Origin of the sequence: Flavobacterium sp. 1355 (assembly GCF_017833415.1) — a bacterium.
GTDB lineage: Bacteria > Bacteroidota > Bacteroidia > Flavobacteriales > Flavobacteriaceae > Flavobacterium.
The window spans coordinates 89,069-110,245 of record NZ_JAFICC010000018.1; the positions used below are offsets into that span (position 1 = coordinate 89,069).

At 36.7% G+C, this 21,177-nt stretch carries 22 protein-coding genes; 5 read left to right on the plus strand and 17 right to left on the minus strand.

The genetic code is table 11. The features are described 5' to 3' along the window. Positions 1–62: 62 nt before the first annotated feature. Both dnaX and JOD96_RS20195 read left to right on the plus strand, forming a co-directional pair. The gene (gene dnaX / locus JOD96_RS20190; RefSeq protein WP_209566017.1) at positions 63–1,148 is read left to right on the plus strand and encodes a DNA polymerase III subunit gamma/tau; all 1,086 of its coding nucleotides are present in this window, start codon (positions 63–65) and stop codon (positions 1,146–1,148) included. 323 nt (positions 1,149–1,471) lie between these two features. Continuing rightward, positions 1,472–1,816 (plus strand): DNA polymerase III, encoded by a 345-nt coding sequence (locus tag JOD96_RS20195; RefSeq protein WP_209566018.1) that lies wholly within the window; start codon positions 1,472–1,474, stop codon positions 1,814–1,816. Between the two features lie 98 nt (positions 1,817–1,914). Here the strand turns inward: JOD96_RS20195 and JOD96_RS20200 are convergent, their stop codons facing one another. The 13 genes from JOD96_RS20200 to pyrR all read right to left on the minus strand — a co-directional run bounded on the left by JOD96_RS20200 (position 1,915) and on the right by pyrR (position 13,021). Further along, the gene (locus JOD96_RS20200; RefSeq protein WP_209566019.1) at positions 1,915–2,493 is read right to left on the minus strand and encodes an NAD(P)H-dependent oxidoreductase; all 579 of its coding nucleotides are present in this window, start codon (positions 2,491–2,493) and stop codon (positions 1,915–1,917) included. A gap of 65 nt (positions 2,494–2,558) precedes the next feature. After that, complete coding sequence (locus JOD96_RS20205) at positions 2,559–3,119, minus strand: Crp/Fnr family transcriptional regulator (protein WP_209566020.1); 561 nt, start codon at positions 3,117–3,119, stop codon at positions 2,559–2,561. 14 nt (positions 3,120–3,133) lie between these two features. Further along, on the minus strand, positions 3,134–3,706 hold the full coding sequence (locus JOD96_RS20210; protein WP_209566021.1) for a TMEM175 family protein: 573 nt from the start codon (positions 3,704–3,706) through the stop codon (positions 3,134–3,136). Between the two features lie 127 nt (positions 3,707–3,833). Next, a complete protein-coding gene (locus JOD96_RS20215) occupies positions 3,834–4,724 on the minus strand; it encodes a Ppx/GppA phosphatase family protein (protein ID WP_209566022.1) in 891 nt (296 codons plus the stop codon). A 27-nt stretch (positions 4,725–4,751) separates the two neighbouring features. Beyond that, entirely contained in the window at positions 4,752–6,830 is a 2,079-nt protein-coding gene (gene ppk1, locus JOD96_RS20220) for a polyphosphate kinase 1 (RefSeq protein ID WP_209566023.1), read from the minus strand. 5 nt (positions 6,831–6,835) lie between these two features. Further along, positions 6,836–7,321, minus strand: a complete 486-nt coding sequence (locus JOD96_RS20225; protein WP_209566024.1) for a SixA phosphatase family protein — start codon at positions 7,319–7,321, stop codon at positions 6,836–6,838. A 278-nt stretch (positions 7,322–7,599) separates the two neighbouring features. Then, positions 7,600–8,103, minus strand: coding sequence for a CAP domain-containing protein (locus JOD96_RS20230; RefSeq protein ID WP_209566025.1), 504 nt, complete (start codon positions 8,101–8,103; stop codon positions 7,600–7,602). A 174-nt stretch (positions 8,104–8,277) separates the two neighbouring features. Next, positions 8,278–8,922 carry a pyridoxamine 5'-phosphate oxidase gene (gene pdxH, locus JOD96_RS20235; protein ID WP_209566026.1) on the minus strand — a complete coding sequence of 215 codons (645 nt, stop codon included), beginning with the start codon at positions 8,920–8,922 and terminating at the stop codon, positions 8,278–8,280. Positions 8,923–9,232: 310 nt separating this feature from the next. Beyond that, positions 9,233–10,138: a ribonuclease Z gene (locus JOD96_RS20240; protein WP_209566027.1), complete on the minus strand. Its 906-nt coding sequence runs from the start codon at positions 10,136–10,138 to the stop codon at positions 9,233–9,235. A 93-nt stretch (positions 10,139–10,231) separates the two neighbouring features. Continuing rightward, positions 10,232–10,564 carry a ribonuclease Z gene (locus tag JOD96_RS20245; RefSeq protein WP_209566028.1) on the minus strand — a complete coding sequence of 111 codons (333 nt, stop codon included), beginning with the start codon at positions 10,562–10,564 and terminating at the stop codon, positions 10,232–10,234. Positions 10,565–10,805: 241 nt separating this feature from the next. Then, positions 10,806–11,732, minus strand: coding sequence for an aspartate carbamoyltransferase catalytic subunit (locus tag JOD96_RS20250; RefSeq protein WP_065449375.1), 927 nt, complete (start codon positions 11,730–11,732; stop codon positions 10,806–10,808). Between the two features lie 82 nt (positions 11,733–11,814). Continuing rightward, positions 11,815–12,456 carry a DUF6891 domain-containing protein gene (locus tag JOD96_RS20255; protein WP_209566029.1) on the minus strand — a complete coding sequence of 214 codons (642 nt, stop codon included), beginning with the start codon at positions 12,454–12,456 and terminating at the stop codon, positions 11,815–11,817. A gap of 25 nt (positions 12,457–12,481) precedes the next feature. Further along, positions 12,482–13,021 carry a bifunctional pyr operon transcriptional regulator/uracil phosphoribosyltransferase PyrR gene (gene pyrR / locus JOD96_RS20260; protein WP_209566031.1) on the minus strand — a complete coding sequence of 180 codons (540 nt, stop codon included), beginning with the start codon at positions 13,019–13,021 and terminating at the stop codon, positions 12,482–12,484. A gap of 486 nt (positions 13,022–13,507) precedes the next feature. On the opposite strand from pyrR, the gene JOD96_RS20265 reads away from it, so the two are divergent. Beyond that, positions 13,508–13,825: a GIY-YIG nuclease family protein gene (locus tag JOD96_RS20265; RefSeq protein ID WP_209566032.1), complete on the plus strand. Its 318-nt coding sequence runs from the start codon at positions 13,508–13,510 to the stop codon at positions 13,823–13,825. Between the two features lie 651 nt (positions 13,826–14,476). Here JOD96_RS20265 and JOD96_RS20270 read toward each other — a convergent pair. The 4 genes from JOD96_RS20270 to JOD96_RS20285 form a co-directional block, all read right to left on the minus strand. Next, positions 14,477–14,710, minus strand: coding sequence for a hypothetical protein (locus JOD96_RS20270; protein WP_209566033.1), 234 nt, complete (start codon positions 14,708–14,710; stop codon positions 14,477–14,479). A 75-nt stretch (positions 14,711–14,785) separates the two neighbouring features. Further along, complete coding sequence (locus JOD96_RS20275) at positions 14,786–14,950, minus strand: hypothetical protein (RefSeq protein ID WP_209566034.1); 165 nt, start codon at positions 14,948–14,950, stop codon at positions 14,786–14,788. A 35-nt stretch (positions 14,951–14,985) separates the two neighbouring features. After that, the gene (locus JOD96_RS20280) at positions 14,986–18,219 is read right to left on the minus strand and encodes a hypothetical protein (RefSeq protein ID WP_209566036.1); all 3,234 of its coding nucleotides are present in this window, start codon (positions 18,217–18,219) and stop codon (positions 14,986–14,988) included. Positions 18,220–19,052: 833 nt separating this feature from the next. Beyond that, positions 19,053–19,262 carry a hypothetical protein gene (locus JOD96_RS20285; RefSeq protein ID WP_209566045.1) on the minus strand — a complete coding sequence of 70 codons (210 nt, stop codon included), beginning with the start codon at positions 19,260–19,262 and terminating at the stop codon, positions 19,053–19,055. An 84-nt stretch (positions 19,263–19,346) separates the two neighbouring features. Here JOD96_RS20285 and JOD96_RS20290 point away from each other — a divergent pair, with 84 nt between their 5' ends. Then, complete coding sequence (locus JOD96_RS20290; RefSeq protein ID WP_209566038.1) at positions 19,347–19,718, plus strand: hypothetical protein; 372 nt, start codon at positions 19,347–19,349, stop codon at positions 19,716–19,718. 179 nt (positions 19,719–19,897) lie between these two features. Beyond that, positions 19,898–20,491: a dihydrofolate reductase family protein gene (locus tag JOD96_RS20295; RefSeq protein ID WP_209566039.1), complete on the plus strand. Its 594-nt coding sequence runs from the start codon at positions 19,898–19,900 to the stop codon at positions 20,489–20,491. The last annotated feature ends 686 nt before the right edge of the window (positions 20,492–21,177 follow it).

Below are 21,177 nucleotides of genomic sequence, written 5' to 3' on the forward strand. Positions count from 1 at the left end.
CAATTTTTAAATTTTTAAATCATTAAATTATACTCTATATTTGCTATCGAATAAAAAAGAATATGGAACAATTTGTAGTATCGGCCCGTAAATACCGTCCGCAGACATTTAAAGATGTTGTGGGGCAGAAAGCCATTACCAACACTTTGCTAAATGCCATAGAAAGCAATCACCTTGCCTCAGCTTTATTATTCACAGGACCTCGTGGGGTTGGAAAAACAACCTGCGCGCGTATTCTTGCGAGAAAAATAAATCAGCCCGGATATGATGATCCAAACGAAGATTTTGCATTTAACGTTTTTGAACTGGATGCTGCTTCAAACAACTCTGTTGATGATATCAGAAGCCTGATTGATCAGGTTCGAATCCCGCCACAAACGGGACAGTATAAAGTCTATATTATTGACGAGGTTCATATGTTGTCTTCGGCAGCTTTTAATGCTTTTCTGAAAACATTAGAAGAGCCGCCAAAACATGCTATTTTTATCTTAGCCACAACAGAGAAACATAAAATTATTCCAACGATTTTATCACGTTGTCAGATTTTTGATTTCAAGAGAATTACTGTAAAAGATGCCAAAGAACATTTGGCAGATGTTGCGGCAAGTCAGGGAATCAATTTTGAGGATGATGCTTTGCATATCATTGCCCAAAAGGCAGATGGTGCAATGCGTGACGCTTTGTCTATTTTTGACCGTGTGGTTTCTTTTTGCGGAACCAACCTGACCCGTCAGGCAGTAACAGAAAACCTAAACGTTTTAGATTACGAAACTTATATTTCGATTACCGATTTACTTTTAGAAAATCAAATTCCCGAACTTTTACTGGCATACAACGAAATCCTTGCAAAAGGTTTTGACGGGCATCATTTTATTGCCGGTCTGGCTTCGCATTTCAGGGATTTACTGGTAAGCAAAACTCCTGCTACAATTTCTTTACTAGAAGTTGGCGAACAGGCACAGCAAATGTATGGCGTACAATCTCAAAAGTGTTCTCAGGACTTTTTATTAAAAGGAATTGATATTGCAAACGATTGTGATTTAAAGTACAAACTGAGCCAAAACCAGCGTCTTCTGGTCGAATTATGTTTGATGCAACTGGCCTCTATCAACTTTGATGGAGAAAAAAAAAAGCTGAGCAATTCATAATCCCTCCTGTTTACTTTAAAAACGGCAGTTACTCTATTGTTGAAATTCCGAGTCCAAAAACCGAAATTCCAAACCAAACACCTGCAGTTTCAAACACGCAAGAGACAAGTGTTGTAAGCAATAAGCCAGCTGAGACTGAACCAAAAACAGAAACTGCTCCTCAGCATGTTCCAGAATCTCCAAAGCCTCCCGTTAGTAATGAACCAAAAGTTTCTGCTTTTTCATTATCGAGCATTCGCAAGAAAAAAGAACTGGAAGCCAGCAGCAAATTTTATGTAAAACCATCAACAACACTGCCTACAGAAGAGTTTAATGAAACGGACATGTTGCTGCAGTGGAATAAATATGCACAGCGTTTAGGCGAAAAAGGTTTTAAAATTATGGAATCGTTATTATTGATTAACGATCCAAAATTAGACGGTACAAGAATTACGTTAGAATTACCAAACGAGGGTTCTAAATTAGATTTTGAAAGTCAGCTTAATGGACTTTTAGGCCACTTAAAAGGTCATTTGCACAACCACGATATTACGATTGAGGTTATCGTAAATGAAACTATCGAAACCAAACGCAGTTTTAATGATCAGGACAGATACAACCGTCTGTTAGAAATAAATCCAAATATTGAACTTTTGCGTTCTACATTTGGATTAGATTTAAATTCTTAATTTTTTCCTGCACAAACACATTGATTTTTCACGAATTTCTTTGATCAAAAATTTAAAAAATAATTCGTGTAAATTCGTGAAACTAGCAGCAAACTTACTTATTTATTTTGCAATCCTAAATTATAGACTTTCTGCAGCCACTTTTTTCTCTGCACATCATCGGCTGTTTTTACAATTCCGATGTAGGTTACTTTTACTGGTTTTATGCCACAGAATTCTAAGGTTGATTTCTTTAGCTGATTAACGCTTGGTCTGCCAAAAAACAATCTGTAATACCAGCCCGGCTGATCTAAAGTGGTGATGATATGGGCTGTTTTTCCTTTTAGTAATTTGTCCCACCAAACTGAATTTTCACGGTACTGAAAAGCCATTCCGGGCAAAAATAAACGGTCTATAAATCCTTTTGTAATTGCCGGAAGTCCGCCCCACCAAACAGGATGAATCCAAACCAGATGATCGGCGTTTTGAATCTTTTGCCATGCAGCCAATAAATCGGGTTCTAATTCGGTTCGTTTTTGATAACCAAATTTTAAATTGGGATTAAATTCTAAATCGGCAATTGTAATTGTTTCCACCTGAGATCCAGAATTCATTACCCCTTCATGATATTCATTAGCAATCGCAAAGTTGAAACTTTCATGATTGGGATGACCGTTTATAATCAGTATTTTTTTCATATTCTTATATTTTATATTTAGTACAAAAATACCAGTAGCATGAAAAAAGATACTGGACAAATGTCCTATAAAATCGCTTTCCGAATGCGGCTTAAATGTCTTGGTGTAACGCCTAAATAAGAAGCCAGATATTGAAGCGGTATCAACTGAAGGTATTTTTGATGATTTTGATACAATTCTTCGTAACGTTCTTTTCCTGATAGTTTCTGAAAAGAAATCATTCTTTTTTGAAGTGTTACGTATTCCATTTCGGTTAATTTCCTGCCGATTTCCTGCCAGTGAATACCGGTTCCATACAGCTTTTCCAAACTTTCACGACTAATAACCTGCAATTCTGTATAGTCCAGGGCCTGAATATTTTCCTGGGCTGCTTCCTGCAGTATAAAACTGGAAAACGATGCCATAAATTCATTTTCGAAAGCAAAACAATTGGTGATTTCGTTTTCCTGATGATTGAAGAAATAGGATCTTAAAATCCCTTTTTTTATAAAAAAAATTTCATTGCAAACCTGATTTTCCTTCACCAAAAGTTCTCCTTTTTTGAGTGTGCGCGTCGTTATTAAATCATCCAGAAGAGCTAACTCAGCCACAGGTATAATTTGCATGGATTGAAATACAGATTTCATTTTAAACTAATTAGTTAAGAAAAAATCTTTTCAATCCTTTTATCAGGAACAAGCCATATTAGTGCTATGATGAGATACGCTATACCCGAAATCCATTCACTGTAAAATGAAGAGGCAATACCGATTATATTCATAATAGTAGAGATTTTGCTTTTTGTATCATTACCAATTGCTTTTGCCAAAAATGAATCTTTTCCTTCTACATTGAGTACTAATTTTTGAAGAATCAGGTACGCTATAGCACTGCCCAATAAAATGATTCCGTATAATGCCATTGCGGCTTTGGCAAAATTGTGTTCTCCCATCCAGCCCGTAGAAACCGGAATGAGGGATAGCCAGAATAATAAATGGAGGTTGCCCCAAAGTATTTTTCCATTGACTTTTGATAAACCGTGAAGTAAATAATGGTGGTTATTCCAGTAAATTCCAACGTACACGAAGCTTAATACGTAGCTTAAAAACTTAGGGATAAGTGGTTTTAAATCGGCAAACTCGACTCCGTGAGGCACTTTGATTTCTAAAATCATGATAGTAATTATAATTGCCAATACACCATCACTAAAAGCCTCGAGTCTTGTTTTATTCATTGATAACTAGTTTTAGGATTAAAATGTTTGCCACGAATTTCACGAATCTCCACGAATTAAATTTATATTTAAAAAAAAATTAGTGAAAATTAGTGAAATTCGTGGCAACAAAACTATAATTATGAAATTAAATTTTACCGTAATACATTGCTTTTACAATTCCGTCAGAAAGTCCGATTTTTGGAACATAAATCTGGCGTGCCCCACTCCATTTCATTGCATTGAGGTAAATTCTGGTTGCGTGAATAATTACGTCGGCACGGTCAGAGTTCAACCCTAATTCTGCAATTCTTTGTTCGTAGGTCAACGAATTCAAAAAGGCATATTGCGAATTAATGTAAATATATGAAAGTGGTTTTTCCTGTTGTTTTCCGGACATTTTAAACAATTTATTAATGTTTCCTCCGGAACCTATCAGGGTTACTTCATCATAATCTGCTGTATTGGTTTTGATCCATTTTTCGATTTCATCCCAAACTACATCGTGAACCATATTGTTTAGTAAACGAACCGTTCCGGCTTTAAATGATCTTGAGTTTACCATTTTGCCATCAGAAAATAATGTAAACTCGGTACTACCGCCTCCAACGTCAACAAAAAGATAGGTTTCGTCTGTTTTCAGTAAATGGTGCAAATCTGTCGAAGCGATTATTGCCGCTTCTTTTTTACCATCAATAATTTCGATTTTAATATCTGCTTTTTTCTTGATCAGGGCTACAACTTCTTTAGCATTATAAGCTTCACGCATTGCAGAAGTTGCAAATGCCATATAGCGTTCCACTTTATGAACTTTCATCAAAAGGTTGAATGCTTTCATGGCATCAACCATTCGGTCTATATTTTCTTCAGAAATTTCTCCAACTGTAAAGGCATCCTGTCCTAAACGGATTGGTACACGAACAAGTGAGCTTTTATTGAACTGCGGTTCTTTGCCGTCTTGTTCTACAACATTGGATATCAGCAGCCTCATGGCATTTGAACCGATATCTATTGCTGCATATTTTTTTATATTAATCATACTCTCGATGATTTGATTTTTTTATAATTAATTGACTTTTTGAGGAATCTCGTCCAGTAATGCTATTTTGTCCTGATAATATTTATAAGTTTCAAACTGCGCTCTAAATGGAGAGTGATGATTTTTAGGTTTATACTTATTGTCTAATTTATAAGAATGATATCTTACTTTTACGTTTCCTTTCCAGGCTAGGTTAAAATTATCGATTAGTTCTTTCTTTATTTCAAGGTCGTAAATCGGGCAGGTTACCTCTACTCTTCCGTCCAGGTTTCTGGTCATAAAATCGGCAGACGAAATATACACTTCGGTTAAACCGGCATTTCCAAAAATATAAACCCTTGAGTGTTCCAGATAATTATCGACAATACTAATCGCTTCAATGTTTTCGCTCATGCCCGGTATTCCCGGAATCAGGGAACAAATTCCCCTTACCTGAAGCTGGATTTTTACCCCGGCATTACTTGCTTCATATAATTTATCGATCATTTTAACATCAGACAAACTATTCATTTTTAGCTTTATATGGGTTTTTCTGCCTGCTAATGCATGAAGAATTTCACGATCTATTAATTTTATAAACTTGGTTCTTGTATAATGCGGTGACACAATCAAATGTTTGTATCGGTGAACTCTGTAATTGATATCAAAAAACTCAAATATTTTTGATATGTCTTTTAAGATTCCCTGATGGCAGGTTAAAAGCGTGACATCCGTATAAATTTTGGCTGTTGATTCGTTAAAATTTCCTGTAGAAATAAAACCGTAACGACGGTTTTTTTCATCTTCAAGTCTTTCTATAACGCATATTTTACTGTGTACTTTAAGACCCTTAATTCCAAAAATAAGCTCGATTCCTTCTGTCTGCATTTGTTCGGCATACGAAATATTCGAGGCTTCATCAAAACGAGCCTGAAGTTCGATCTGAACGACTACTTTTTTACCATTTTTTGCAGCGTTTATCAATGAACTGATAATCTGCGAATTCTTTGCCAAACGATACAACGTAATTTTGATACTGGTTACTTTTGGATCCAGGGCTGCTTCGCGCAAAAACTTGGTCAGATACGAGAAAGACTGATAAGGTGCATGTACGAGATAATCTTTTTTAGAAATTTTTTCTAAAATACTTCCGTCCAGGCTTAACCCCGGTACAGGCAGCGGTTCATTTGGTTTGTATAACAAATCATAACGTCCCAGATTTGGAAAATCCATATAATCACGGCGATTATGGTATCTTCCTCCGGGAATAATACTGTCTGTTTCTACAATTTTCATTTTATCTAAAAAGAAATGCAGCGTATCATCTTCGATCAAACTATCGTAGATAAAACGTACCGGCTCACCAATTCGGCGGTCTTTTACAGAGGTAGCAATTTTTTCGAGCATACTTTTACTCAAATCACTGTCAATATCCAATTGCGCATCTCTTGTAATTTTGATCATATGTGCCGAAACACTTTTATAATCAAATATATTAAAGATGTTTTTTAGTTTAAAACGTATAACATCATCTATTAAAATCACATATTGTTTTTCATCTTCAGAAGGAAGGACAACAAATCTGTTTATGTTTTTCGGGATTTCGATTAAAGCATAACGAACTTCTTCATCTGCTAATTCTAATCGAACTGCCAAATAGCCTAATGTATCTTTTAAGATAGGAAAAACAGCCAGATCATTTAAAATGATGGTAACTAGTTCGGGACTCAGTTTTTGTGTAAAAAAGTCCTTTAAGAAACATTCTTGTTTTGGCGTAATCTGATCTTCGTTTATAATGAAGATATTTTCTGCTTCCAGTTCTGTTTCTATATTTCCCAAAATACGTAAACTCTCAGATTGCTGCTGAATAACAATTTCTGTAATATCCTTTATCAACTGATGCGCAGAAACACCTCCTAAATATTTTTCTCCAGAAATTCCAGAAAGACTCAATCTCCGGATTGCGGCATAGCGAACTCTAAAAAATTCATCTAAATTATTGGAAAATATCCCAACAAAACGCAATCTGTCTAAAAGTGGAACCGTATTATCTCCTGCTTCCTGAAGCACTCTTGCATTAAACGCTAACCAACTTTTTTCTCTATCGATATATTTCTGCTCGTACACTTTATTTATTTTAGGTCTTTGGGGAAAATTGTTTTTTGGGTTTTGCCTTTACTGATATCATCCCAGCTCTCTGCATCAAATTTAAGAGATACAAATCCGGAAGTGGGGACGTTTTCGATAAAAACATCACCAAATTTATTAACAAAATTTGTAATAGCCTCGTTATGTCCGAAAAGAATAACGCTTTCGAAACTATTATCACATGATTTGATAACTTTTTCGAGATGCCTCTCATCAAAAGTATAGAGATCATCTCTGTAAACGATACTCTCTATAGGATAAGATATATTCTGAGCAAAAATCAGCGCTGTTTCTGAAGCACGCGCAGCTGTACTGCTCCAGATAATATAGGTTTTAGGAAGATATTTTGAAATTTTTGCTGATACCTGATGAGCATCTAAAATTCCTTTTTTCATTAAAGGCCTGTCAAAATCCTTTAAAGGTGCCTCCCAGCTTGATTTTGCATGTCGTATTAAAATTAAATTTTTCATAAGTAGAGGATTTAGAAACTTCATAAAAGAGGTTCTATTTTTATCGAAGTTCTAATTTACAAAAGAAAATTTAATCACTACCCTTTTTTTTACTCTGTTAACACTAATAGGCTTATTAATTATGCTAAAACAACTGCAAAATCTTTTATTTTGGCCGCAATAAAATCCAATATCCTGAGAAAAGTGCCTTGTATTTCAGTCGGGTAGTTTTATAAAAAAAAATCGTTGCAATTCCGGGAACTGCAACGATCAGCTAAACGACACGTTTAATATGTTATTTATATTTTCGCAAATATATTTGTATAATATTTTTTTCCAGATGCATCTGAGCTTACAGCTATACCAAAGTGCGTAAAACTGCCTTCGATATTTTTTTTGTGCCCTGGGCTTTCCAGCCATGCCTTAAGGGCAGCTTGCGGAGTCTTGTAATTATGAGCCACGTTTTCGGCTATTTTCTTAGCTCCAAGTCCCTTCATGATATTCTGAGATCGCGAATCAAAACCATTGTGATTCATGACATTATTGGCAATCATATACTGATTGTGATCTTCGCACTGATTTGAAATAAAGTTGGCTTTTTCTAATGCATTCAAACCAATACTCACACGGTATTTGTTTATTAGCTGCATTAATTCTAACTCAGCATTGTTGTAAGTGTAATTTGTTGTATTGGAGTTTTCTTTGGTAACAGGCTTTTTCGTTCTGTCGGGAGTTTCGGCAGAACATGAGTTCATTGTGATAAGCATCACAACGAACATCATGGTGCGCATAATCTTCTTCATAATCAATAGCATTTTAGCGTTTTAAAGTAAATGTTGGGGCAAATTCTTTAAAATATATTTTAAATTAAATTGTCATCATTCTATGGGTCAAAATTATTTAATTTCGGGCTATACTACCAAAATTAATCGACGAAATGCACTACTAAGTTAATATGCTGTATAATTTTCTTACACCTAAGAAGACAATCTTTCTATTTTCCATGAAAAATCAGACTGGCTTGTGTACCTGATTCTGTCGTGTAAACGGTTTGGTCGTCCCTGCCAAAACTCTACTTCTAAAGGAGTTACCAAATATCCACCCCAATATTCTGGTCTCGGAATTGATTTTCCTTCAAACTCCTTCTCGATTTTTTTTAGATTTTCTTCCAAAAATGTTCTCGACGGGATCACTTCACTCTGATTCGACACAATGGCTCCCAGCTTGCTTCCGTCGGGACGGGAATCAAAATATCCGTCTGATATGTTTTCAGCTGTTTTTTGTGCAATTCCTTTTATAATAACCTGGCGTTCCATTTCCTGCCAGAAAAAAGACAAGCAAACATGAGGATTTTCAGCAATGGCTTTTCCTTTTTCAGAATTATAATTGGTATAGAAAATAAAACCTTCCTCAGAGAATTTCTTCAATAAAACGACTCTTGATTTCGGAAAACCGTCAAGACCAATTGTAGAAACCGTCATGGCATTTACTTCACCGTTTGAGCCAAAATCCTCTACTTCATGAAACCATCTGTTAAAAAGGTTAATCGGATCTTCTGGAATATTGGTTTCCAATAATTCACTTTTTTCGTAAGATTTTCTATAATTGCTTAAATCGTTCATAGCTTTTTGTTTTTTTTTGTTTTTTTTGTTTCAGGTTTCAGGTTTCAGGTTGTCAGGCTGAGCGAAGTCGAAGCCCTTTTAACTTTGAAGCCCTTCGACTTCGCTCAGGGTGACATCAGAACATTAAAGCCTCAATAACGTGAACCTGAAGCGTGAAAGTTCCAGGTTCAGGTCGTCAGACTGCGCGAAGTCTAAGCCCTTTTAACTTTGAAGCCCTTCGACTTCGCTCAGAGTGACATCAATATATTAATTCTCTACAACTTGAAACCTTAGCACCTCAGAACCTCAGAAACTTAGAACCTTAGAAAAATCAAAACTCAAAAGAAACCCCGTCATCTCCCAAAAGTACATTTTGGAAAATTTCTTCGGCTTCTTCCTTAAAACGTTCCAAACCGTCGTATCTTGTTGAATAATGTCCTAAAACTAAATGTTTTACATTTGCTTTTACCGCAATTCTGGCTGCTTCTTTTGCTGTTGAATGCAATGTTTTTTGTGCCAAAGCAGCTTCAGATTCCAAAAAAGTAGACTCATGGTATAGTACATCGGCATTTTCTATAATCGGGATAATGTCTTCGTTATAAACCGTATCTGAACAAAACGCATAACTCATTGTTGGAGCAGGGTCAAAAGATAATTTGTCATTTTCGATTACAGTTCCATTATCTAATGTTATATCGCCGCCGTTTTTTATTTTTTGATAATACGCAATGTGAATATCATAGTCCTGGACCGCTCCTACATTTAATTTTCGTTCTGCAGGTTTTTCCTGAAATAAAAATCCATTCGTATACACACGATGTTTTAGCGGAATAGTTTTTACAATGACATGTTTATCTTCAAAAATAATTTCACTTTCCTTCGACTCTAACTCGTGGAAAAACAAATCATAAGTTGTCCACGATTCTGTTAGTTTTAATTGTAAAAGAATAAGTTCCTTAATTCCTTTTGGACCATAAACATACAAATCTGTAGTTCTCCCCAGAAGCGAAAAAGTCGAAATCGTTCCGATTAATCCATACAAGTGATCCCCATGAAGATGGGAAATAAAGATGTGATTAATTTTAGAAAATTTAATTTTATTTTTCCGAAGCTGTACCTGAGTTCCTTCTCCGCAGTCAATTAAGAATAACCGGTTTTTAATTTCTAAAACCTGCGAAGTCGGGTTCGTTAGCGTTCTGGGTGTGGCTGCATAACAGCCTAGTATGGTGAGCTTCATTTTTAATTTTTAATTGTTGATTTTAGATTTTAGATTGGATTAAAATATTTAGATTCAGCTTTAATCTAAAATCTTAAATCTGAACTCTAAAATCTAAAACCCAAGGTCTCTTTCAATTTCTTCCATTTCGATAATATCGTGTGCCTCTAAGAGTGAAGGAACAACAGCTAATTTATCTGAAATAGCATTAAAATCAAGATTTGAAGCAACAATTACAAACGACTTTTTTGCCTTTTTATGCGCTTTGGAAAGTGGCAGAAAAAGTTTCAAATCTTTTTCTGTTATTTCCTTATCTGAAGACAAATCGATTATAATGTTTTGTTTTTCAAAGGTTTTAAATTGCTGCGTTACTTTCTCCAGAAAAGCATTTACATCTCCTTGTGTATCTTTAATCGTAACAGTATGTCCTTTTTGATCTACTTTCATTTTATGAAATTTGGGGGCTTATATTTAAGTACTAAGGTACGAAGTTTTTTTAGTTTTTGTTTCAGGTTTCAGGTTTCAGGTTCCAGGTTTCACGTTTCAGGTTTCACGTTTGCCAGGCTGAGCGTCCCGAGACTTCGGGAGAAGCCCTCTTAACTTTGAAGCCCTTCGACTTCGCTCAGGGTGACATCACGATATTTAAGTCTCAACAACATGAAACCTGAAACCTGAAACAAAAAAAATCCTATTGAATCTTCGAAGCTAAAAGATAAATAACTGCCATTCTGATCGCTACACCATTTTCCACCTGATTCAGGATTACCGAATGATCTGAATCAGCCACCTCAGAAGTAATCTCTACTCCCCTGTTGATTGGCCCCGGGTGCATGATGACGATTTCTTTGTTTAGCGAATCCAAAAGCGGTTTATCTACTCCGTATTGTTGTGCATATTCACGTGTTGACGGGAAGAAGTTCACATCCATACGCTCGTTTTGCACACGAAGCATATTTGCAACGTCGCACCATTCTAGTGCTTTTCGCAAATTTGGCTCCACCGTAACACCAAGCGATTCAATATATCTCGGAATCAGTGTTTTTGGCCCGCAGACTTTTACTTCTGCGCCCTGCATCTGCAAAGCATATATATTAGAAAGCGCTACTCTGGAGTGCAGAATATCGCCTACAATAACTACTTTTTTTCCGGCCACATCTCCCAGTTTTTCCCTGATAGAATAACTGTCCAGCAAAGCCTGAGTTGGGTGCTCGTGCGCGCCGTCTCCGGCATTTACGATACTGGCTTTGACATTTTTGGATAAAAAATAAGCCGCTCCGGGATTGGAGTGGCGCATTACTACCATATCTACTTTCATAGACAGGATATTATTGACAGTATCAATTAAAGTTTCTCCTTTTTTAACCGAAGACTGAGCGGCAGAAAAACTAATAACATCTGCAGATAATCGTTTCTGCGCTAACTCAAACGAAAGTTTGGTTCTGGTACTGTTTTCAAAGAAAATATTGGCAATCGTAATATCTCGTAATGAAGGAACTTTTTTAATAGGCCTGTTAATGACTTCTTTAAAATGATCTGCCGTTTCAAAAATTAGGTTAATATCATTCTCGTTGATGTATTTGATTCCTAATAAATGATTTACGCTTAATTCTTTCATTTTCGTTTCTTTAATATTATTTGTCAAATTCCTGAATTTCTAAAATATTCAGTTCTTTAATGCTTCTGTAAAAGAAGCTGTTCTATTGAAGCATTCGGTCTATTACTTCACTGTAATCCTGCAGATCTCTTGCATCTTCATCAAAAATTTTCTGCCATCTAAAGCCCGGAATTTCAATTTTTGTTCTTGCAGAGCCATCCCATTTTATTCTAAAATCGTTATTTATCAAAACTTCGGCAACCCTTTTCCCTACCTCGATCGTAGTTTCATCAACTGAGTTATCTACTTTCTGAAAAGCGATATACAAACCCGGATTTTCAATAGCAATTGCCCTGGCAAGATCCTGTTCGTGATAAAAGCAATAACCGTCAGATATCACTTCGTTTTCCTGAAGCTCTCTTTCAACCTCAACTACTTCATATTCGCCATCACTTGTAGTGTAGCCCGCGTTGTGAAGCGCAATGATATTATCATCACATAATTCATCAAACGCTTTTATAAGTCTTTCAGTATCTGTTGGACTTTTCCATTGTTTACTTTCTGAAAGTAATTTTTGGTATTCCTCTCTTATTTTATCAAAAGCCCACTCTTCTGAAATTTCATCCTCAAATTCGTTGTCTTCAATTTCTTCTATGATATTTTGCTTAATCTCATCGATAGAAAGAAATCCCATTCTTACCTGATTAAAAATTGATTCATGTATAAAAGCTTCGTTGTCTGTCATGATTGTATAATCAATTTTTAATGATTTAATTGGTAACCAGGTGAACAACATCTTCACCTTCATTTTCTTTCCAGCTCACCTTCACTTTTTCACCATTAATGGCATCTACCTGACGGCCACGGTAATCGGGCTGAATCGGTAAATTACGGCTAAAACGTCTGTCGATTAACACTAACAATTCGATTTCTGATGGTCGCCCAAAAGACTGAATTGCGGTTAAGGCAGAACGAATGCTTCGCCCTGTAAACAAAACGTCATCGATAAAAATGACTTTTTTGTCCTCGACTATAAAATTTATTTGGGTTTTATTGGCTTCAAGCGGTTTATCAGTACGGCGAAAATCATCCCTGAAAAAAGTGATGTCCAGATATCCCAAAGAAATTTCGGGAACCTGATATTCGTTTTCTAATATTTGTTTTAAACGTTCAGCTAAAAAGACACCTCTTGGCTGAATGCCGACTAAAATAGTATCGGAGAAATCAAGATGTTTTTCGATTAACTGACAAGCCAAACGATGGAGTATGATAGTAACTTCTTTTGAATTAAGTAATACTTTTTGGCTCATAATTAAGTATAATGTTTGGTTGGGCAAATATACGAAATCAGAATTTATTTGTTGGGGTGTTGGGAATGGAAATATTTTTTTTTGATTTGAAGGAAATTTAGTAATTGTTTTGGTAATTTGAACAACGAAATAGCTCGACAAAGAAACCACAAAGTATTTCACTCCTGCTTTGTCATCCCGAGGAACGAGGGACCACACAAGAAGTTCGACAAAGATTGGCACACAAGTAGCTATACAAAATGGTGCGGAAATCACTTTGCGGAGCTCCTTGTGTGGTCCTTCGTTCCTCAGGATGACATACATTGTGTTTTCTTTGACGAATCACTTTGCGGAGTTTCTTGTGTGGTCCTTCGTTCCTCAGGATGACATACATTGTGTTTTCTTTGACGAATCACTTTGCGGAATTACTTGTGTGGTCCTTCGTTCCTCAAGATGACAAAATGATTGCTATTCTAAAATAACAGTATATTCTTACAAAAAAACAACATGCTAAATCAACAAAATGGGTTTCATACCTATTATATTTACATTTTAACGAATAAACACCGCTCTACTTTTTACATTGGAATAACGAATAATTTAACAATAAGATTAACTCAGCACAAAGAAAATATAAAAACTGGCGCAAAGACTTTTGCCTCTAAATACAATATTGAATTTCTGGTGCATTACGAAAAGTTCACTTGGGTTCACGACGCAATTGCCCGCGAAAAAGAATTAAAAGGCTGGAAAAGAGATAAAAAACTTGATTTGATAAGAAGTTCTAATCCAAAATTTGAATTTCTTAATCATTTTTTTGAATAAGAGGGTTCAGTTTTGTATTGATCGTCCAAGAAACTCCGCCCAGTTTGTCATCCCGAGGAACGAGGGACCACACAAGTAGCTTGACAAAGATTGGCACATAAGTAGCTCTACAAAGCAATGTCGAGTTTCGTTGCGGAGTTTCTTGTGTGGTCCTTCCTTCGTCAGGATGACAATACGTTGTAGCTTTTCGTTGCGCCCAGTTTGTCATCCCGAGGAACGAGGGACCACACAAGTAGCTCGCCAAAGATTGGCACACAAGTACCTCTACAAAGCAATGTCGAGTTTCGTTATCGAGTTTCGTAGTGGAGTTTCTTGTGTGGTCCTTCCTTCGTCAGGATGACAATACGTTGTAGCTTTTCGTTGCGCCCAGTTTGTCATCCCGAGGAACGAGGGATCACACAAGTAGCTTGACAAAGATTGGCACACAAGTAGCTCTACAAAGCGTTGCGGAGTTTCGTTATCGAGTTTCGTTGCGGAGTTTCTTGTGTGGTCCTTCTCCCGACGCCTCGGGATCAGGATGACATATATTGTGTTTTGTTTGACGAATCACTTTGCGGAGTTTCTTGTGTGCCTTAGTTACTCACGATAAAAAAACAAAAAACCCCAATTTCTAAAAATCGGGGTTTTATTTATTTCAAAAATCAGAAAAAATTATTCCTTGCGTAAATACGGATTCAGGATTTCGGCTAGTTCGTTGAGCCAGTAGAAGCTGTTTTCTAAGGTGTTAATTTCAGTTTGGAAGGTTTCATTTTTTCGCATTACTTCGAGGGCCAGTAAATAATTTACCTGCCTTATGGCCTTGGCGATTCCTTCTGGCGCTACGGTGTGGTTAAAAAAATTAATTAACCTTGTTTCGGCTTCTTTTGTAAGGTTGTTTGTACTCATAGTTCTATAATTTTAGGAAAATTTAAACCCGTGCATCTAATGTGTACTACACTTAGAGAAGTGTTACGGTTGTTTCTAATACCGCCACCATACCAAACGGGCAAAAGTTTTTTTGGCATCATAATTCTTTGTATTCAGGATTGTAAATACAGGAAAAAAGCCGGCATTTACTAATACGTAAATCCGGCCTTTTTTTAGTTCCTGCAGGCAGTAACAAACCGCCTGCAGGCTTATTGGCATTTAATGCCTTATATTAAAATGTTTTGTTTAAAAACTTATTGCTCAATACAACGAACAGAATATCCCTCATTTGTCTTACTCATTGGACTAGTAGTAGCACTAGGTACTGAACTATTATAATACATAGTAAAATAACTCATCATAAATGTGGCGCTATTACTAGGGTTATAGGGAGCTGAATCAGATGCGAAATAATATGCATTAGTATTTACATATGTAGGACTGCCTCCCAAAAATCCCCCGGAAAGCGGTAAATACAATTGTGTACCCACTTGTAAAATGTTTTTCAATGTTGAACCACTACCAGTCCAGATATCGACTTTCTTAAAAGTGTTATTAGCAACAACTCCTGCCCATTCTGCCTTTGTTGGCACCCTAAAGCCTGCAGGACATGGGTCATTAACTCCTTTTAATAGATTTGCATTGGTAGCCCATAGATCAGCAGGGGCACCATAAGCAGCAGCAATAGCAATCCAGCCTGCTGATATTGGAGTTTTTTGTCCATATTGGTAATAATCTCCAATCAGTCCTTGTGCAGCTTTTGAAGGGTCAAGTGTTTGATCAGCCCCTAAATTATGGCACATAAAGTTTTTCCAAACTGTTGGAGATATTTTTGCCCCGCAACATGCACAATCCTGAAGTCTTACATTTAACGGTACCGCTACATCCTTAATGCCGTTATTATATATAGCATAGATTTGTACTTTTATGGCAGTGGCTGTCGTTTTTCCCCAAACTATACTACCCGGATTGCTTAATGTATTTTTGTAAGTAACAGTAAGTGTTACGGTCTGGCCATTAGTAACTGGTCCATCTACTTTCACTGTATTTGCATCACTACTCTGAACAACACCATCGTTGTCTACAACTACAAATTTAAGGTTAGTTTTAGTACCGGTTGCGCTTGCCGTAAAAACATATTGTTGTACGTTATCAGTCGCAAAATTAGTAGCCTTCAGGGCACGATCAGTCTGATTCCCACAATTATCACCCCAATTCGATTTGTTAATATCAAAACATGTTGGTCCTGAGAAAGTACCAGCACCAAGAGCCATGTCCGCAGGATTTGCGGATACATTTACCGTAAAGCCGGGAGATGTTCCTGTCAGGTTTCCTGCACAACCATTTGTTACCACACAGTAAAAATTGTCAGTACCTATTGCTGTTGGTGTATAAACATAGGTAGCAGAATTAGTTCCTACCGCTGTACCACCAGGAGACGTTCCTTTATACCATTGGTATGAAGGTGTGTTGCCAGTACCAGGAGCTAAGCTTACTTTTAGGGTAACCGGAGATCCAACAACAGTAGATGCTGTAGCGCTGCCTTCTACCGAAACTACTGGCGTAGGACATGCATTGTTTACTGTAATTTCCAGTGGCAATTCTGCAGATGTTCCGCAGGCATTGGTCGCTTTTACTTTCAGGTTAATCTTTGCTCCAGCAGTTCCTGTTGCAGGAAACTTGACAGAAGCGCTCGTGCCTGCCGGTGTAACTACTGCCCCGCCATCTGCACTCCAGGAATACGTGGTATTAAGATCGTAGTCAATATTTGTTACATATACTTTTACGTCACCAAAATTAACCGGGTCTGGTGCTGTTTTCCATGTAAGGGTAGGAACATCAGACACACTGGTACTGGTTGTTTTGCTTCCCATTGGGCTCACACACCCACCGGTACTTGTTACCGTTGCAGAGTAAGTGGTTCCTGTTTTCTTTACCGTAATAGTCTGAGTGGTGTCCGGTAATTTGGTGCTTCCTTCGTACCATGTATAGGTATAATCGCCTGTTACAGCAGGTAGCGCACTTAAGTCTGCACCATTGCTGCCACAAATTACCCCACTTCCGTTAATAGTTGGTGCTGCCGGGGCTGTACCTCCTGTAATTGGTTTTTCGGTTGTACTGGCTTCTGCCGGACATGCTGCGCCACTATTGTCTGTGGCTACCATGCGCAATAAAATTGACGTTTGGCTGGCAGGAATCGTATAAGGGCTTGCTATTGGTATATCACCATTGTACCAGGTATAGGTAACGCCTGCTTGTTTATTTTTTACTTCTAAAGTTAAACTGCCTCCCTGACAAAAAGTATCTACGACATTAATAGCCGTACCGTTTACCAGTACATCTGCGTTATCAACCGTGATAGGTGTGCCTGAGCCTGCCTCATAAGTCACATTGATAATGTTTGAATTTTTTGAATAACAGCCTGCTGAGCCTGCTGCGGCAAACCATTCTCCCTGATCTGCAGAACCGCTTAAGTTTATCGTAGTTCCGGTTTTGCTGCTCAACACACCATTATGAAACCATGATACACTAGCAGGGCTTCCCATTGCTGTCAGTTTTACTATACCTGAGGTACCGCAAAGGATGCCGCTGTTGGAGGCTACGATGGTTTTAATAATACCAGGAGCTGTACCAGATTCTGTTATTTTGCGCTCATTGGCCGCGTTTGTATTACAGCCTATAGCACCCATCGATACGTTGTAGGTACCTATTTGAGTCGCAATATAATACGATTGACCGCGTGCTACTTCAACACCGTTACGCGTCCAGATTAGTTTGTCAAGATTGGCCGTTGTTACCGGTACTGACAGGTAAACTGCCCCTCCTGTACATAATGTAAGGGAGCTTCCTGCAGGAGAAACTGTAGGTACAGTATAATTATATTTACTGCAGTCTACACCATCCTGACTGAATATAAAGTCTTTGTATTGGTTGGTACAACTGCTTGTAACGCGTACCATTACAGAACGTGCCGTTACAGAATTATTTTCACGGAACTTAATTTTGAAGGTTCCGTTGGCTTCGCTTACATCGATTAGCGATGCGTAATCATTTCCTGCTACAATTGCAATGGTAAAAGGGCCATTGGGGCAATCAGGATCTGTTACGGTAAAGGTCTGGTCGCAGCCTGTTCCGTCTGCCGCAACATTGGTACAGGCATCAGGGCTTATAGTGGTCTGGCTTGTACCGTCACACATACTAATCCAGCGTTTGCTGTTCCAGTATTCTACACATTTTGTATCAGTATTGTAAATGGTAAGCCCATTTGCCAGTGCCACTCCCGAAAGTGTCCACTTATCTCTGTCACTTGTAGACAATTGCGGCAAACGCAAACCGCCGGTTCCTTTACTGATAATTTCGACTGCCGAGAATTTTTCGGCTGGTTTGGGAATACCGTTTGTGTTACCCAGGGTAACCTGTGCCCTTATATTGGTGGTAAATATTACCGCCAACACAATGAGCCAAAGACTAAATAGATTTTTTTTCATTAGTTCTGGAATTATATTAATACTTATTAAAATTTAAAGAGATAAATCTCTTTTTACAGTGCCATTTTTCATTACATTTTTTTTAACTGAAACTATGTTATTCCCTGGGGGGAGACTGGCTGATATCGTACTGTGATATTGTATATTGTCGTTTCGCAAACTGTCCCTCATTATTTACTACTATATCGACCAATGTTTACAGACTTTACTATATGCCTGCTTAGATACTTTGTATTTTTTATGATACAAAATGCCCGCAATGATTCAATCTTAGATACTTTGTTCTTATGATACAAAGTCTTCACAATGATCAATCTTAGATACTTTGTATTTTTTATGATACAAAATACCCGCAATGATTCAATCTTAGATACTTTGTTCTTACGATACAAAGTCTTCACAATGATTCAATCTTAGATACTTTGTATTTTTTATGATACAAAGTGCCCGCAATGATTTGATCTCAGAATCGGTAAAGTCAGGAGTTTACTTTTTCTGTAGTTTAATAGTAAATGAAAAATGTTTTTGGAAAATGTTTTTGTGCGAACGGCGCGTATTCTGGAGTGGTATTGTATTTTTTGGGCTGATCTTATATTATTGATCTTTCCAATGCTTTTTTACTTTTTCGCAAATATTTTCATATTCTGTTCGTATAAGCTTACTTGTGTCACCAATTTGTGTACTTCTAATAGATTTTCGTATAGTCATAAGAAAACTCTTGCCCTGTCGTGTATAACCTTCATACTTCGTGATTATTACCTGGCTTTGTTTTCGTATTCTTATTTATTAGCCCTTATAATGTTGCAACTAATTTTTACTGAGCAGCCGCGGTTTTATTTTGTATCAAGAAAACCCGAAATGGTATTTTCAACTGCTTTTTTCATCGTGATGTAATCTTTTTTTATTTCATCTGCCTTAGTTGTATTTACAGAGCCATTGATGCACTGACGTATGTAATATTTCGACACAGCATATTTTAAAAATAGTGCCTGTAAAACATTAGAATCATACGTTTTGCTATTTTTTGTTTTACTTTTGCCCATTGTCTAGTTTGTTTTAAAAGTCGAAACAAAAGTAGATGATAATTTTCAACAAAACAAAATTATTTGAAGATAATTTCCTACAAAATGAATAACATTTTAAAAAACATCAAACAAATTGCTGTAAACGAACATGTTACCATCAGCAAGTTAGAACAGATTATTGGTGCCAGCAAAGGGGTTCTGTCCCGCGCAATTGCCAATAATACTGACATTCAGTGCAAATGGGTCACAAAGATAGTTGAAAATTATCCCTACTATAGTTGTGATTGGTTGATAAAAAGCGAAGGCGAAATGATTAAGCCTGTTCATGAAAATTTATTCATAAAAGAAAATATAGAAGAAATTATTATAAATTATAAAGATCTTGCTGAATCCAGAAAAGAAACTATCGATAGCATGAAAAAAGAAATCATGTATCTGGAGGAAAAAATTGAAAATTTAAAAAAAGTAAAATGAGTTATTACAGCAGTAAAACTTATTGTAATAAAAACCAAAATCTAAAAAATCTCTCCTATATATTATAGTACATAAAAAAGCAAAATATTAGATTCTTATAAACACTACAAAAATCAAATCATTACTTTTTTAAATCTTTTGTGATTTCTTATATTTGATTAAACACAAAAATCAACATCATGAGAAAAATAATCGTCCTGACCATGATTACAATCGATGGCGTAATGCAGGCGCCTGGTGCACCTGATGAAGATACTTCCGGTGGTTTTGAATATGGAGGCTGGGTGGCTCCTTTTGGCGATGAAGAATATGGCAAGGTGATGCAGGAACAAATGAAACCTGCCGATATTCTTCTGGGCAGAAAAACATTTGATATTTTTGAAGCCTATTGGCCTAAACATGCTGATGGCTGGCCGGGAATTAATGAGGTTACCAAATATGTTTTGTCGGCTACCAGAAAAAACTCTGATTGGGAAAATTCCGAATTTCTCTCTACTATAGAAGATATTAAAAAACTCAAAAATTCTGAAGGCGGTGACATTAAAGTCTGGGGCAGCGCTACTCTTGTACAGCTCCTATTCCAACATGATTTGGTCGACGAACTGGGGCTAAAAATTCATCCTGTAATTTTGGGCAAAGGAAAAAAATTGTTTGGTGATACTGCTGCCCCAGCAGGATTTACCTTAACTGAAAGTACGGTTACGCCAAGTGGTGTAATTGCCGTAAGTTATAAACGGGCCGGAGAGGTAAAAACGGGAACTATTGGGGAATAGAATAATTATGATATGGAAGAAAAAAGAAGATTTAAATAATGAATTAAAAAAAGGTAAAAATCTGGTTCTGTGAACAAATTTGATCGTGATTCTTTCATTAAATAGTCTTTATAAAAGGTATTAGAAAGCATATTATTTAAACTCAGCAGGAATGAACCATATTGTAGCAACGGATTTTAATACGTTGTAAATTCATACATTATATAATAAAGTCCCGTAGGGGCGATCAATATCATAAAGTTGTAAATAGGTGCCGAGTATATGGCTCTTTTATTTCTCATATTTAACTGGATTAAAATCCAGCCCTACAATATTAATCGAGCCGATGGCTCTTCATTTCTCATACATATAAACTGAATTAAAATCCAGCCTACAATATTAATCGTGCCGATGGCTCTTTCATTTCTCATATTTAACTGGATTAAAATCCAGCCCTACAATATTAATCGTGCCGATGGCTCTTTCATTTCTCATATTTAACTGGATTAAAATCCAGCCCTACAATATATTAATCGAGCCGATGGCTCTTTCATTTCTCATATTTAACTGGATTAAAATCCAGCCCTACAATATTAATCGTGCCGATGGCTCTTCATTTCTCATATTTAACTGGATTAAAATCCAGCCCTACAATATATTAATCGAGCCGATGGCTCTTTCATTTCTCATATTTAACTGGATTAAAA

Bases quoted from the DNA above. Each gene is read 5' to 3' on its own strand.
- dnaX (WP_209566017.1), top strand. From the start codon at position 63: ATGGAACAATTTGTAGTATCGGCCCGTAAATACCGTCCGCAGACATTT.
- JOD96_RS20195 (WP_209566018.1), top strand. From the start codon at position 1,472: ATGTTGCTGCAGTGGAATAAATATGCACAGCGTTTAGGCGAAAAAGGT.
- JOD96_RS20200 (WP_209566019.1), bottom strand. From the start codon at position 2,493: ATGAAAAAAATACTGATTATAAACGGTCATCCCAATCATGAAAGTTTC.
- JOD96_RS20205 (WP_209566020.1), bottom strand. From the start codon at position 3,119: ATGAAATCTGTATTTCAATCCATGCAAATTATACCTGTGGCTGAGTTA.
- JOD96_RS20210 (WP_209566021.1), bottom strand. From the start codon at position 3,706: ATGAATAAAACAAGACTCGAGGCTTTTAGTGATGGTGTATTGGCAATT.
- JOD96_RS20215 (WP_209566022.1), bottom strand. From the start codon at position 4,724: ATGATTAATATAAAAAAATATGCAGCAATAGATATCGGTTCAAATGCC.
- JOD96_RS20225 (WP_209566024.1), bottom strand. From the start codon at position 7,321: ATGAAAAATTTAATTTTAATACGACATGCAAAATCAAGCTGGGAGGCA.
- JOD96_RS20230 (WP_209566025.1), bottom strand. From the start codon at position 8,103: ATGAAGAAGATTATGCGCACCATGATGTTCGTTGTGATGCTTATCACA.
- pdxH (WP_209566026.1), bottom strand. From the start codon at position 8,922: ATGAACGATTTAAGCAATTATAGAAAATCTTACGAAAAAAGTGAATTA.
- JOD96_RS20240 (WP_209566027.1), bottom strand. From the start codon at position 10,138: ATGAAGCTCACCATACTAGGCTGTTATGCAGCCACACCCAGAACGCTA.
- JOD96_RS20245 (WP_209566028.1), bottom strand. From the start codon at position 10,564: ATGAAAGTAGATCAAAAAGGACATACTGTTACGATTAAAGATACACAA.
- JOD96_RS20250 (WP_065449375.1), bottom strand. From the start codon at position 11,732: ATGAAAGAATTAAGCGTAAATCATTTATTAGGAATCAAATACATCAAC.
- JOD96_RS20255 (WP_209566029.1), bottom strand. From the start codon at position 12,456: ATGACAGACAACGAAGCTTTTATACATGAATCAATTTTTAATCAGGTA.
- pyrR (WP_209566031.1), bottom strand. From the start codon at position 13,021: ATGAGCCAAAAAGTATTACTTAATTCAAAAGAAGTTACTATCATACTC.
- JOD96_RS20265 (WP_209566032.1), top strand. From the start codon at position 13,508: ATGCTAAATCAACAAAATGGGTTTCATACCTATTATATTTACATTTTA.
- JOD96_RS20270 (WP_209566033.1), bottom strand. From the start codon at position 14,710: ATGAGTACAAACAACCTTACAAAAGAAGCCGAAACAAGGTTAATTAAT.
- JOD96_RS20275 (WP_209566034.1), bottom strand. From the start codon at position 14,950: ATGCCAATAAGCCTGCAGGCGGTTTGTTACTGCCTGCAGGAACTAAAA.
- JOD96_RS20280 (WP_209566036.1), bottom strand. From the start codon at position 18,219: ATGAAAAAAAATCTATTTAGTCTTTGGCTCATTGTGTTGGCGGTAATA.
- JOD96_RS20285 (WP_209566045.1), bottom strand. From the start codon at position 19,262: ATGGGCAAAAGTAAAACAAAAAATAGCAAAACGTATGATTCTAATGTT.
- JOD96_RS20290 (WP_209566038.1), top strand. From the start codon at position 19,347: ATGAATAACATTTTAAAAAACATCAAACAAATTGCTGTAAACGAACAT.
- JOD96_RS20295 (WP_209566039.1), top strand. From the start codon at position 19,898: ATGAGAAAAATAATCGTCCTGACCATGATTACAATCGATGGCGTAATG.